General features: G+C 61.4%; 10 protein-coding genes and 2 pseudogenes. 5 read left to right on the top strand and 7 right to left on the bottom strand.

Going from position 1 to position 12,945, the window contains the following annotated elements; genetic code table 11:
- Nucleotides 1–8 precede the first annotated feature (8 nt).
- Nucleotides 9–575, bottom strand: a complete 567-nt coding sequence (dcd, locus tag WKW80_RS29840) for a dCTP deaminase (RefSeq protein ID WP_340367216.1) — start codon at nucleotides 573–575, stop codon at nucleotides 9–11.
- Complete coding sequence (gene guaD / locus WKW80_RS29835) at nucleotides 572–1,912, bottom strand: guanine deaminase (RefSeq protein ID WP_340367252.1); 1,341 nt, start codon at nucleotides 1,910–1,912, stop codon at nucleotides 572–574. Before guaD ends, dcd begins: the two co-directional genes overlap by 4 nt.
- A gap of 144 nt (nucleotides 1,913–2,056) precedes the next feature.
- Here guaD and WKW80_RS29830 point away from each other — a divergent pair, with 144 nt between their 5' ends.
- On the top strand, nucleotides 2,057–3,202 hold the full coding sequence (locus tag WKW80_RS29830) for a glycosyltransferase family 4 protein (RefSeq protein WP_340367215.1): 1,146 nt from the start codon (nucleotides 2,057–2,059) through the stop codon (nucleotides 3,200–3,202).
- Nucleotides 3,199–3,861, top strand: a complete 663-nt coding sequence (locus tag WKW80_RS29825) for an acyltransferase (protein ID WP_340367214.1) — start codon at nucleotides 3,199–3,201, stop codon at nucleotides 3,859–3,861. The genes WKW80_RS29830 and WKW80_RS29825 overlap by 4 nt, the downstream gene beginning before the upstream one ends.
- Nucleotides 3,862–3,894: 33 nt before the next feature.
- Here the strand turns inward: WKW80_RS29825 and WKW80_RS29820 are convergent.
- From WKW80_RS29820 to WKW80_RS29810, 3 genes and pseudogenes are all read right to left on the bottom strand, one after another.
- Nucleotides 3,895–4,197: pseudogene (locus WKW80_RS29820) on the bottom strand (BMP family ABC transporter substrate-binding protein); the annotation flags it as partial.
- Between the two features lie 224 nt (nucleotides 4,198–4,421).
- Nucleotides 4,422–4,625: pseudogene (locus tag WKW80_RS29815) on the bottom strand (transposase); the annotation flags it as partial.
- A 104-nt stretch (nucleotides 4,626–4,729) separates the two neighbouring features.
- Entirely contained in the window at nucleotides 4,730–6,154 is a 1,425-nt protein-coding gene (locus tag WKW80_RS29810; RefSeq protein WP_340367213.1) for an aminotransferase-like domain-containing protein, read from the bottom strand.
- Between the two features lie 72 nt (nucleotides 6,155–6,226).
- On the opposite strand from WKW80_RS29810, the gene WKW80_RS29805 reads away from it, so the two are divergent.
- From WKW80_RS29805 to WKW80_RS29795, 3 genes are all read left to right on the top strand, one after another.
- Entirely contained in the window at nucleotides 6,227–7,138 is a 912-nt protein-coding gene (locus WKW80_RS29805) for a TauD/TfdA dioxygenase family protein (protein WP_340367212.1), read from the top strand.
- A gap of 59 nt (nucleotides 7,139–7,197) precedes the next feature.
- On the top strand, nucleotides 7,198–8,070 hold the full coding sequence (locus WKW80_RS29800) for a DMT family transporter (RefSeq protein ID WP_340367211.1): 873 nt from the start codon (nucleotides 7,198–7,200) through the stop codon (nucleotides 8,068–8,070).
- A 465-nt stretch (nucleotides 8,071–8,535) separates the two neighbouring features.
- Nucleotides 8,536–10,647 (top strand): flavin monoamine oxidase family protein, encoded by a 2,112-nt coding sequence (locus tag WKW80_RS29795; RefSeq protein WP_340367210.1) that lies wholly within the window; start codon nucleotides 8,536–8,538, stop codon nucleotides 10,645–10,647.
- A gap of 28 nt (nucleotides 10,648–10,675) precedes the next feature.
- Here the strand turns inward: WKW80_RS29795 and WKW80_RS29790 are convergent, their stop codons facing one another.
- Nucleotides 10,676–11,773 carry a BMP family ABC transporter substrate-binding protein gene (locus tag WKW80_RS29790; RefSeq protein WP_340367209.1) on the bottom strand — a complete coding sequence of 366 codons (1,098 nt, stop codon included), beginning with the start codon at nucleotides 11,771–11,773 and terminating at the stop codon, nucleotides 10,676–10,678.
- Between the two features lie 72 nt (nucleotides 11,774–11,845).
- Nucleotides 11,846–12,883, bottom strand: a complete 1,038-nt coding sequence (locus WKW80_RS29785) for an adenosine deaminase (RefSeq protein ID WP_340367208.1) — start codon at nucleotides 12,881–12,883, stop codon at nucleotides 11,846–11,848.
- Between the last annotated feature and the right edge of the window lie 62 nt (nucleotides 12,884–12,945).

Genomic DNA, 12,945 nt, shown 5'->3' with positions numbered 1-12,945 from the left:
GCTGTAACTCAGGCCTTGGGCAGCGTCACGCCACGCTGACCCTGGTACTTGCCGCCACGGTCCTTGTAGCTGGTCTCGCAGACCTCGTCGCTCTCGAAGAACAGCACTTGCGCACAGCCCTCGCCCGCATAGATCTTGGCGGGCAGCGGCGTGGTGTTGCTGAATTCGAGTGTGACGTAGCCTTCCCATTCGGGCTCGAAGGGCGTCACGTTGACAATGATGCCGCAGCGCGCGTAAGTGCTCTTGCCGAGGCAGATGGTCAGCACGTTGCGCGGAATGCGGAAGTACTCGACCGTGCGCGCCAGCGCAAAGCTGTTGGGCGGGATGATGCAGTACTCGCCGTGCATGTCGACGAAGCTCTTCTCGTCGAAGTTCTTCGGGTCGACCACCGTGCTGTGGATGTTGGTGAACACCTTGAACTCGGGCGCGCACCGGATGTCGTAGCCGTAGCTCGAGGTGCCGTAGCTGATGATCTTGTGGCCGTCGCGCTCGCGGATCTGGCCTGGCTCAAAGGGCTCGATCATGCCGTTGCGTTCGGCCATGCGCCGGATCCATTTGTCGCTCTTGATGCTCATGTGAAGTCGGGGCTGCGGAAAGTTGGCGCGGATTTTGGCACGCCGCCCGCAATGGGTTCCGCTTGCGAGATGACCGTGCGTTCGATCACGCGGTCGTCGCCGAGCACGATCAGCGAGAACAACAGTTCCTCCAGGTTGTTTGCGCGCCCGGTCTTGCGCGCCAGCAGCGGGGTCGCCTTGAGGTTCAGCACCAGGAAGTCGGCCTCGCAGCCGGGAAGCAGGTTGCCGACAACGCCATCGAGCCCGAGTGCGCGCGCGGCGCCCGCGGTGTGACGCCACCAGAGTTGCGACGGAGCGATGCTCATGCCGGGCTTGGTCCGGCCTTCGCGACCGACGTAGTAGGCAGCAAGCATGGTGTGAAACGGGCTGAAGCTGGTGCCACCGCCGACGTCGCTGGCCAGTCCGTAGTGGTAGCCGATGCGATTCGCACCCTCGAAATCGAAGAACCCGCTGCCCAGGAACAGGTTGCTGGTGGGGCTGACGGCGGCAGCCGCACCGGTTTCACGCATGAGCCGGCGGTCGTCGTCGTCGAAATGGATGCAATGCGCGTACACCGAGCGGGCACGCATCAGGTCGAAGCCGAGGTAGACATCCAGATAGGAGCGCGCCTTGGGAAACAGCTTCATCACCCACTTCACCTCGTCCTCGTTCTCGGCAACGTGGGTGTGGATCCAGGTATCGGAATAACGGGCGGCCAGTTCACCGGCGCCGCGCAATTGCTCGTCCGTGCAGGTCGGCGCAAAGCGGGGCGTGATGGCGTAACCCAGGCGGTCGACGTTGTGCCAGCGCTTGATCAACTCTTCCGTGTCGATCAGGCTCTGTTCAGTTTGATCCCGTACACCGTCGGGCGAATGGCGATCCTGCAGGACCTTGCCTGCAATCATGCGCAACTTGCGTCGCTGCGCCGCCGAAAAGATGGCGTTGACGGAGGCCGGGTGCGACGTGGCGAAGGTCAGTGCGGTGGTCACGCCGTTGCGCGCCAATTCGTCCAGGAATACGTCAGCTACCTGCGCTGCATGCGCCGGATCGGAAAACTGGCTCTCGGCTGGAAATGTGTAGTTTTCCAGCCATGGAAGCAGCCCGTCCGCTGGCGCTCCGATGATGTCGGTCTGCGGAAAGTGGATGTGCATGTCGATGAATCCCGGCGCCAGGATGCGGCCGGGCAGGCGTGTTGCATCCAGGCCGGCATGGCGGGGAGCCAGTTCATGCCAGGGCCCGGCGTCCTGCACGACCTGCCGGCCCTGCGAGTCGGGGCCGACGACCAGCAAGCCATCTTCGTCAAACAGTACGCCTCCATCCAAGTCAAATCGCAAAAGTGAGGCACGGTAGGCTTTCATGGAGGTTAGCTTACGCAGAAACAGTACGGCAATAGTGCTCGTAAACCGATAATTAGTATCCGCAACCGTACACAATGGTCGCGGCTTCCAGGGGGGCACCTTTCCACCACCACACGACCCTTTCCCCAGAATCCCTGCAAATCAATGAAAGTGCTCCTGATAGGTAACCTCCATTTGGACGAGCAGACGAGCATGCTGCTGTTCCAGACTGTCATCCAACGCGAAGTCGCGCGGCTCGGCCATGATGTGCGCCTGCTCACGCCCACGCCACTGTTGCGGCGCCTGCCCTGGCCGCACCGGCTGCCCAGGAAGTGGGCGGGCTACTTCGACAAGTTCGTGCTGTTCCCCCTCACGCTGAAGCGGCACCTGCGCTGGGCCGATGTGGTCCATATCACGGACCATTCCAACGCGATGTACGTGCCCCGGGTGGTCGAAAAGCCGAACATCGTGACGTGCCACGACGTGATTGCGATACAGGCGTCCCTCGGAATGATTCCCGGCTGGACCATGAGTTGGACCGGACGCTTGTTCCAGCGGCTGATTTCGCGAGGGCTGGGTCGCGCGGACGAGATCGCCTGCGTTTCGCACCTGACACGACGCCACCTGCTCGCGCTGCGCCTGGCCGAGCAACAGAGGGTCGATGTGGTGCTGAATGGCCTCAATGCCGCCTTTGCGCCCGTCGCGCCGGAAGTCGCCGCGTCCGCGGTCCAGAGAGCCGGCCTGGGTCCGCAAGAGCGCTATCTGATGCACATCGGCCTCGACCTGCCGCGCAAGAACCGGATCACGGTGCTCAAGACATTCATCGAACTGCAGCGGCGCAGCGTCGCCAACGGGCACGCCCCGCTGGTCGACAAGCTGTTGATCGTGGGGGTTCCCTTGTCGCCGCCATTGGCCGAAGTTGCACTCGCCGGCGGCGTATCCGACAAGGTCGTGGCGATCCAGAACGTGTCCCATGAAGACTTGTGCGCGCTCTACACCCGTGCCACAGCCTTGCTGTTTCCCTCGCTGCAGGAGGGCTTCGGCTGGCCCATCATCGAGGCGCAGGCCTGCGGCTGCCCGGTGTTCACCTCCGATCTAGCGCCGATGAACGAGATCGGTGGTACAGCCGCGGTGTACGTCGATCCCGAAGACGCCGACGGCCTCGCGACTGCGATCGAAGAGGCCGCGCCCCGGCTGGACGAAATGCGCAGGCTGGGTCTCGAAAATGCCGCGTCCTTCTCCTCGGAGCGCATGGCCCAGGGATACGTCGACACCTACCGCAAGGCGATCGACGCCCGGCAGACTTCATGAAAAAGCTGCTGTCGCTGATCGTTGTCGCGATGCCCTGGCCCCTCAAGCGCTGGCTGCTGCGCAAGGTGTGGGGCTACCGCATCGCGGACAGTGCGCGCATCGGGCTGTCGTACGTCTTCCCGGGTGAACTGGAAATGGGCGAGCATGCATACATCGGACATCTCAATGTCGCGATCCACCTCGGGCGCCTGGTGTGCGCAGAGTATTCGAGCATCGAGCGGGGCAACTGGATCACGGGCCACCCGCCCGCCGGCGCCCACTTCACGCACCGCACTGGACGCGACCCTGCCCTGCTGCTTGGCGCGCATGCCGCCATCACCAAGTCGCACATCATCGACTGCACGGACCGCGTGGAGATCGGCGCCTTCACCACCATGGCGGGCTATCACTCGCAAATCATCACGCATGGCATCGACGTGGTGACGGCGCGCCAGGACTGCAAGCCGATCTCCATCGGCGCCTATTGCCTGGTGGGCACGCGCGTGACCGTGATCGGCGGCGCGGTGCTGCCTGACAGGTGCGTTCTCGGCGCCGGCTCGCTACTCAACAAGGCGCACGTGGAAGAGTGCGCGCTCTACGCGGGACAGCCGGCGATGCGGGTCAAGGCCGTGCCGGCGGATGCCGCCTACTTCCAGCGCGAGCGCGGCTTCATCGACTGAGCGGTGCCGGCCGCCGGCCTCGCTCGTGCACTGTCACGAGCCTTGCCGACCGACCTTGCCCTGCACGCCGTCCACCAGCCGGTTCATCTGCAGGATCTGCGCATCGGTCAGCGATGTGCCGCGAGGGATCATGACGCGGCCCTGGTTGTCACGCACGTCGGCGGTCGCGGCGAAGGGCTGCAGCTTGCCGCTTGCGATGTCTCGCTGCCGTGCGAGCACCTCGTCCTGCACGGCCTTGGGCACCTTGGTGCCGAAGTCGCCGACGCGGATCATTCCTTCCTTCACGCCGCCCCACACCGAACCGCTCTTCCAGGTGCCGTCGAGCACCGCGCGGGCCGCGCAAATCTGAACACGCCGCAAAGTGGATAGGCCGCACCCGCGCTCCGGGATGTGCTTCCTGCTCAACCACGGGGCCACCTATAGGCGAGAACCGTAGTCTTTGGATAGAAATGCTCTCGCACTTGCTCAAGTTGATTGCCTCCAAGCATTGCCCTTGCCGGGTGTATTCCCCTTCACTGCGATCCAACCAACATGGAATCCCATTCGTGCTCCTCTGAGTTCTAAGGATAGCCTGCAAAACACACGCGGCGCGCGCTCAGCCCGAACCACTGTTGAAGGTAGTGAATGCGCAGCATCCTCTCAATCGCAAACGGCGGGCGAGCGGTCTTGGCCCGCGGGCTGTGCGGCTCGACGATCTGAACCAGCGCACTCCAAGGCACCACCCGATCCATCTCGTCGAGGAACTCGCGCTTGCGCGTCTTCTCGTCTCGACTAAACCGGGCAAGTCATACCCATCATGGCTGCTTACCATCCAAACGGGCGGGCGCTGATGAAAAGAAAGAACTCATGTCCCGCGCGCAACCCGGATCTACAACAAGTCGGCGTGCGCAGTGAGCGCTGTTGCGATCCTGCCAATCGCGTAGTTGAAGTTCTCGTCCTTGAACACGCCGGTCAGGTTGATTCGAATGAAGTTACCTGAATGCTCGCCTATCGTGAAAAGGTCAGCACCCTCGACATGGATCCGTTCGGCCTGCAACCAATCAATGAGCAATGCCGGTCTAAGTGTCGGAGGAAGATGTACAACCGCATGCGGGCAACAAACACCAAACGAAACGCGATGCCCCTTTAGTAGCTCGACCAGTCTCGAGGTTCTGTGATTCAGGATCTTCTTGTTCTGCTCGATGATTCTTGAGGCGGACCGATTGGCAAGCATGGAGCCGATGACTGATACGTCGACCTGCGATGGCATCCAAGTCGTGGCACGCACCGCTGTACTGAGTTGAATGTCGAACTTTGCTGGGCAGATGATCACCCCGACTCGCAACCCTGGCCCCAAAGCCTTTGACACCCCGTTGATGAGAAATGTGCCTTCTGGGTAGTGGCTGAAGATGGGGGCGATCTTGTTGCCTGCCAGCAGGCCGTAGACGTCGTCCTCAATTACGAGAATTCGGTGCCGCGCCGCGACCGAGGCCACTTCCCTCCGGCGCTCCTCACTCATGGTGGTTGCTGTTGGGTTCTGGTAGTTGGGGACACACACCACACCTTTGATGCTGTGGGCAACAATGGCGGCCTGCAACCTGTCAGGCTTTATCCCCCTTTCATCCATCTCGATAGGTATCAGGTTGAGCCTGGCGATGCGAGCCGCGTACTGAAGACCACGATAGGTGAAGTGCTCACAGCCAATGTTGTCCCCAGGAGAGAACAGTGACAGCAAAGCGCATACGAGCGCATTCTGGGCACCCGAGGTGAGGATGAGGTTCTGTGCATCCAACGACAGTTGATAGTGCGCTGCGAAGAATTCAATGAAGCTCTTGCGCGCATTGACATCCAACTGCCCTGAGCTGTAGCGTAAGTTGTTGAACAGCGCTGCGGGATTGTCTGAGAGGGTTGCCAGTGCGTGCTTCACGCTCTCTGCGTACAGCGGGCTGATCAAAGCCTGCTTCGTGAGGTCGTAGACGTCGGATTGCTCGAAAAACGAGGGTGGCACGAGAGGGGCGTCTCTTCGCACATGTCCAGTTTCGTCCTTGCCGAGCACCGTACTCCCGTTCCTGCGGTCGGTGCGTATGAGTCCACGTGAGACGGCATCTTGATAGCCGCGCGTCACCGTACTGAGTGGCCATCCAATTCTTTGCGCGAGTTCCCGCTGGGTCGGCAGAACGTCCCCCGCCTGAACCATCCCCTCCCTGATTGCCTGATCGATAGCCACGAAGATCCTGCTGTACAGCGGCTTTGTATCGAGCGATCCAATGACGGCTGCGAACCAACCATCCATATTACTAGCTTTTATATTCATACAATAATCACTTCTTTGGCCCTCATTGATTGCATGTAAAGTGCGCACATTGATCAATCAAGGGGGACAAAGGTGAAGGTAAAGAGGGTTACAAACACGTTCGTGGGCGAGGTCACGGATTTTCGAATCAGCGTGGACAGCGTCCGAGCGTATCGGGGCGAAATTGCCAAGCTCTTTCTGGAGCATAAGGTCTTGGTTTTTCGAGATCAGGACATCTCGATAGAGGACTTCGTCGAATTTGGGACTATTTTTGGCAAAGCTGAAGAGCACCATGTGCGAGCCATGCGCCACCCCAAAATCTCCACACTGACGATGCTGTCCAACCAGTCGGAGAAGGGGCGCAACGACGTCATGAAGTACTTCGGAGATGGGTGGCACGCTGACTCGTCATACAAGCCTGTCACGGCCGGCGCAACGATGCTTATTGGAACGGAAATTCCCAGCGCGGGGGGCGACACTTTGTTTGCGAATCTGGAGGCGGCCTATGAGGACATTCCAGAACATGAAAAGGAATTCCTGCGGAGTCTGCGATTGCGGCATCAGTACCGCTGGTCGCCGAACCGGGACGATCCATGGGCCCGTTGGAAGTTTGTAGGGGAGGCAGAACGCCGGGATACGCCGGAGGTCGTGCATCCGTTGGTCAAGCAGCATCCGGAAACCGGCGCAGAATCCCTACACATTGCACCGCGAATTATTGGGTCCGTGATTGGCATCGAGGGCTTGAGCCAAGAGGATAGCGACAAATTGATTGATTCGCTGATAGCTCATGCAACAAAGAGTGAGTATGTGCATTGCCATAAGTGGAGGCCCTTCGATGTAGTCGTTTGGGACAACCGCAGTTTGCTTCATTCGGCAACAACCAAAGACTTGCCTCAGGATCAGGTGCGTCGCCTGCTCCGTATCACGACAACTGGCGCCTCGCTGATGGGCGTCACCCCCGAGGCTGGCGTAACCACTGTGGTTCTCGACGAGGAATTCGCGTGACCTCGCGAGGCACAACTACCTGTGCAGGTAGTTGTGCAGCCCTCATGGGGGTGACCGCCATGTACAGCGTCGCATGGATGCTCTTGGCGACGAGCAGCTTCACTCTGATGGCGTTCATCATCAAGTTGCAGTCGCCTAAGTTCTCGGTCGCCGACATCCTCTTCTTGCGGTCCACCTCGTCGATCGCCTTCGTGCTCGGACTGAACCTATTTTTTAGATTCAGGCTAAGAACCCGGGTCTTCTCGGTCCACGCGCGCAGAAGCATTTGCGGCCTAGTGTCGATGAGTACTTGGTACTACACCCTGGGTGTGCTGCCCATGGGGGTGTCGGTAACGCTGAACTACATGTCGCCCCTCTTCTTGGGCTTGATCCTGTACTGGGTTGGCGGTCAGCAATCCCGGCCAACGAGGAGCGAGCTTGCGTTCGTCTTGCTAGGCTTCTTTGGAGTGCTGATCATGCTCAACCCATTTGGCAGCACCCTTGGCGCAAGCGATGTGCTACCCGTGCTGTTGGGGGTGGCAGCCGCCTTTGTGGCCGCGCTTGCGTTCAAGGATGTGCGAGCCCTCAAGAATGCGGGGGAGAACGAGTGGCAGATGGTGTTCTACTTTTCGATGACGGCCGCCCTCTTCTCATTTCCCCTCACATCCCTAGCCAGGCTGGAGTTCACCGCCCAACCCGTCGGTTACGTGCTCCTCGGGGTCGCAGGGATCTTCGGTGCTCTCGGGCAATTTGGTGTCTCCAAGGCGTTCGGATCGGGAAGCCAGATCGTTTCTGCGTCGCTGCAGTACCTGAGTGTCGTTTTCTCGCTGCTGCTGTCGTGGCTTGTATTGGACGAACGAGTGTCGATCGCGCAAGTCTCGGGTATCGCTCTAATCACCTGTGCGGCCGTCATGACGATTGCGGCGTCTCAGCGACGAGTCGCCCAGGCTTGATCTGTCCTGGAACCCCGACCCGGGCATATGCCGTGGCGGGTTACTGCCTGCACCCAAGATCGAAAAGGCGGTCGAAAACCTCAAGGTCTACGGTGATCACTATGCCGCCACCTCAGCCGAATTGAGGTGCCAGACCTGGTACGCAAGCGACGCCATGTTCGCCGGCATCACCCAGCGCAGAAAGATCTACGAATCGATCCAAGACTTGCACAGCGACCTTGACGCCTAGACCCCATGCAGACGTTCCTCGATTCACTCGACCTCGCAAAGGAGAAACTCATCACCCACTGCCACGTTCACATCCATCCGGCCGGCCAGATGTCAGATCTAGCCCCGCCACGTACACCTAAAGAGCGTGTTCAAAGTCTCGTATTGCCGCGTGAACTGAATTGTCCCGTCATGACATGCGGGCGCGTGTCGCGGGCTTCGAAACGCTCTCGCATCTCAACAATCAAGGAAAAAAACATGCTGCGAATTCAACACCAGGCCGCCGGTCGCGCGCCAACCGTGACTCCTACCGTCGACAACTTCAGGGCCCAGGATGTCTACTATCCCGATCAGCCGCTGGTACGGTGGAAGAGCGTCGTGATGGGCCAGATGATCAAGCCCGCCGTGCTGGCCAGCGGGCCACTCGACATCTGCATCGTCGGGCGTGGCGCCGGCGCAGTGGCGGCAATGACGGAGTTCAACGAGATCGCCCGCAACAACCCCAGCGCGACATTCAACGTCACCAACTTCAACTACGACTCCGAGGTCGAGGAGGACCCCGAAACCACCTTGGTCACCTATTCGGGCAAGTACGGGCGCATCTTCACCGTCAAGCCGGGGCCCAACTATCAGGAAATCGGCTGCATGCGCTTTCCGTCGATTGCTCTGCTGACCTGGAACTACATCGGCAAGGCCTATCCCAACGGCGGTGGCGTGGCGCTCACGCGCTTTCCCAACCCGGGCCGGGTGCCAACGCAATTCCTGTTCCGCGACATGAACGTTGTCTTCGAGATCGACGACACCGGTACCGGCGTTGCAATCGCAGGGATGAACGATGCGCAACAGGTCCAGAACTTCGCCACGATGGAGGCCGTCAAGAACGGCGTCATCAACTACATGCTGACGCAGGTGGTTGACTCCACCTACAGCCGCTCGGTGGGCTACTTCACCACCATCCTGGTCGGCAACGCGGGGCAGGCCCCCACCATCCTCGGCATGAGCGATGTGCAGGTCCTGCAGGTCTGGAAAGAGTGGGACAGCTTCCTCAAGGACTACGACGTACCCTTGATCGATATCGTCCAGGACGCCATCGAGCAACTCATCAACGCCGGCACCATCCAGATCACGGCCACGCGGGACCGCTCCTACTACATCGAACTGTTCGGTCGCTACGGCTTCGGCACAGGCGGCTTCCGCGCTCTGAACAACGTCACATTCAACGAGATCGCGCGACTGCTCATCTGGAACTACAGCGACGAGTACCTTTTCCCGGGCAACACGGGCACCAGCGCCAGCACCAACACGGACTTCCCATCCCGGCTGATACAGGGCCTGGACATCATCCAGCGCACCGAGACGATAGGCAAGGTGCTGTTCATCGGCCGTCAGGCCGGGAACGCGAAGCTGGTCGTCGTGCGCTACGACAAGGCGACGGACGCGATCGCGACATCGACGCACGACTACGTCATCGTCGCCACCTCCCACCATGCGGCGCAACGCATCCTCGAGCCGTTTGCAGGCATGCAGGCCGGTGAGCAGATTCCCGCCGGCAGCACCTTGCGTTTCGAGGTGAAGGGCGGGATTCTTACTTACACGACGACGGAGGCGCTGCTGCACCCTTTCGATCTGCAAAAGGGCGGCAGTGGCAACTTGTATGCGGCGCTGAAGAACATGCACATGATGCGCACGACCAAGTACTTCACCGACCTGCCCACGGCCGAGTTCAACACATTTGCTCCGGTGAACCCCTTGGGCACCAAGCGGGTGAAGATGGTCCTTTCCGACACTGACCTGGCGGCTACCTACTGCCTCGACGGGCAGTTGGGCACCACCAACGTCCTTGCCTCCTATGCCTGGGGCGACGAGGCGACCAACGAAGCCTCTAGGTTGCGGGGACTGTCCGCCTACGCGGGATCGGCCCAGGACGCCACGCTGCGCTGGCGTCACGCCCAGGATGCCAATCGCTTCGCGCAGGTCAACAATGGTGACACCGTGCAGGAGTTCTGGGTCTCGAACATGCTAGCGAACGCGACTCAGAGCACCGGCTACATGTACGACTGGTCGGCCGACCAGGACGGACGCGGCGGATTCAAGCTCGACTGGGCCAGTGAAACGGCCTTCTCGAACGCGCTCTATGACCACTACCGCACCAGCGTGCTCAGTGCCGAGGCCAGCACACAGCCAAAGCAGCGGCTGTTCGTTGCGGGGGACAGCATGAGCCACCACGGGGGGTGGCTTGAAGGCGCCTTCATGACGGCCGTCACGGCGGTCGCCGGCGTGATGCGCTCGCAGTACGGCGGCACGGTCTTCAGCCTCGAAGGTGAACGGCTCTTCGCGACGACATCCGGCCCGCGCCATCACCGCAGGTAACGCGCGCGCGGCTTCATCGACTGAGCGATCAAGTGCCTTGGCGGCCGACCTTGCCCTGCACGCCGTCCACCAGCCAGTTCATCTGCAGGATCTGCGCGTCGGTCAGCGATGTGCCGCGCGGGATCATGACGCGGCCCTGGTTGTCGCGCACGTCGGCGGCTGCGGCGAAGGGCTGCAGCTTGCCGCTTGCGATGTCTCGCTGCCGTGCGAGCACCTCGTCCTGCACAGCCTTGGGCACCTTGGTGCCGAAGTCGCCGACGCGGATCATTCCTTCCTTCACGCCGCCCCACACCGAACCGCTCTTCCAGGTGCCGTCGAGCACCGCGCGGGCACGCTGGGTGTAGTAGCCGCCCCATTGGTGCGTGACCGCGACGATCTGTGCGTCGGGCGCGATCTTGCGCATGTCGGAGTGATAGGCCACGGCCATCTTGCCGCGCTCCTGCGCCGCGGTCATGACGGCGGTGGAGCCGGTGTGGAATGCGATCACGTCGGCGTTCTGGTTGAACAGCGACATCGCCGCGTCGCGCTCCTTCGGCGGGTTGAACCACTCGTCGAGCCAGATCACCTTGACCTGCGCCTTCGGGTCGACCGAGCGCATGCCGAGCGTGAAGGCATTGATGCCCTGCAAGACTTCGGGAATCGGGAAGCCCGCGACATAGCCTGCGAGGTGCGTCTTCGTCATGCGGCCAGCGGCAACCCCGGCCAGGTAGCGCCCTTCGTAGTAGCGGGCATTGGCGATGGCGACGTTGTCCGCGGTCTTGTAGCCGGTGATCGATTCGAACTTGACGTCGGGGAAGTCACGCGCCACTTTCATGGTCGGCTCCATGTAGCCGAAGCTGGGCGTGAAGATCAGCTTGTTGCCCTGCTGGGCCAGGTCGCGGATCACGCGCTCGGCGTCCGGGCCTTCGGAGACGTTTTCGACATAGGTGGTCTTCACCTTGCCGGGCAGCGCGGCTTCGACGGCCTTGCGGCCTTCTTCATGCTGATGCACCCAGCCGGCGTCGGTGAGCGGCGCGACGTAGACGAAGCCGATCTTGAGCGGAGCGGCCGCGGGTGCCGGGGATTGGGAGAAAGCGGGAGATAAAAAGCAGGCGGCCGCGAATGCGGCCACGAGGTTTTTGTACATGGTGGTCCTCTACATGGCCCCGGAAAAACACAAACCCGCTGCAGCCGGGACGCCTGCAGCGGGTACGCGATTTTAGGCGAAGGCCGCGAACGCCTCGTTCAGGCGGTCGATGTAGCGGCTCTTGGCCGGCGCGTCGATGAAGCTCCCCTGGAAGCTGTTGGCCGCAAGCTGCCAGGCCTGCTGCGCGGTGAGTCCGGTCGCGGCGAAGGTCTGCACGAAGTTCTCGTTCATGTAGCCGCCGAAATACGCTGGGTCGTCGGAATTGACCGTGGCAACCAGGCCGGCATCGAGCAAGGCGCCGAGGTTGTGCTTCGACAGGTCGGGAAACACGCAAAGCTTGAGGTTCGACAGCGGGCACACCGTCAGCGGGATCCTGTCTTGCGCGAGCCGCTTCATCAGCGCCGGATCCTTGCTGCTCTGCACCCCATGGTCGATGCGCTCGACCTTGAGCACGTCGAGCGCGCTCCAGACGTATTCCGGCGGCCCCTCTTCGCCTGCATGCGCCACGAGATGGAAGCCCAGCTCGCGGCAGCGCGCAAACACCTTGGCGAACTTCTCGGGCGGATGGCCCAGTTCGCTCGAATCCAGCCCGATGCCGATGAATTTGTCTCGGTATGGCAGCGCCTGCTCCAGCGTCTCGAAGGCGTCCTGCTCGCTCAGGTGGCGCAGGAAGCAGAGGATGAGCGATGCGCTCACGCCGAGCTTCGCCTGCGCATCGACGCAGGCGCGATGCAGCCCGTCGATCACGGTCTTGACGTCCACGCCGCGCGCCGTGTGCGTCTGCGGGTCGAAGAACATCTCGCAGTGAACGACGTTGTCGGCCGCCGCACGCTCCAGGTAGGCCCAGGCCATGTCGTAGAAGTCCTGCTCCTTCACGAGCACGCTGGCGCCGGCGTAGTAGATGTCGAGGAAGCTCTGCAGGTTGGTGAAGGCATAGGCGCGGCGCAAATCCTCGACGCTCGCGTACGGGATGCTCACCGCATTGCGCTGCGCCAGCGCGAAGATCAATTCGGGCTCGAGCGAGCCTTCGATATGCATGTGCAGTTCGGCCTTGGGCATGGCGCGCAGCAAAGCGGGCAGGCGGTCGGCGGCAACGGGCTTGACGTTCATCGTGTGTGACTCCGGAAACGAAAAAGGGCCGCCGGGAGGCGACCCTTCCATGGCAGGTTGCG

Source organism: Variovorax humicola (genome assembly GCF_037889915.1).
GTDB lineage: Bacteria > Pseudomonadota > Gammaproteobacteria > Burkholderiales > Burkholderiaceae_C > Variovorax > Variovorax humicola.
This window is presented reverse-complemented; position numbering and strand designations above follow the sequence as displayed.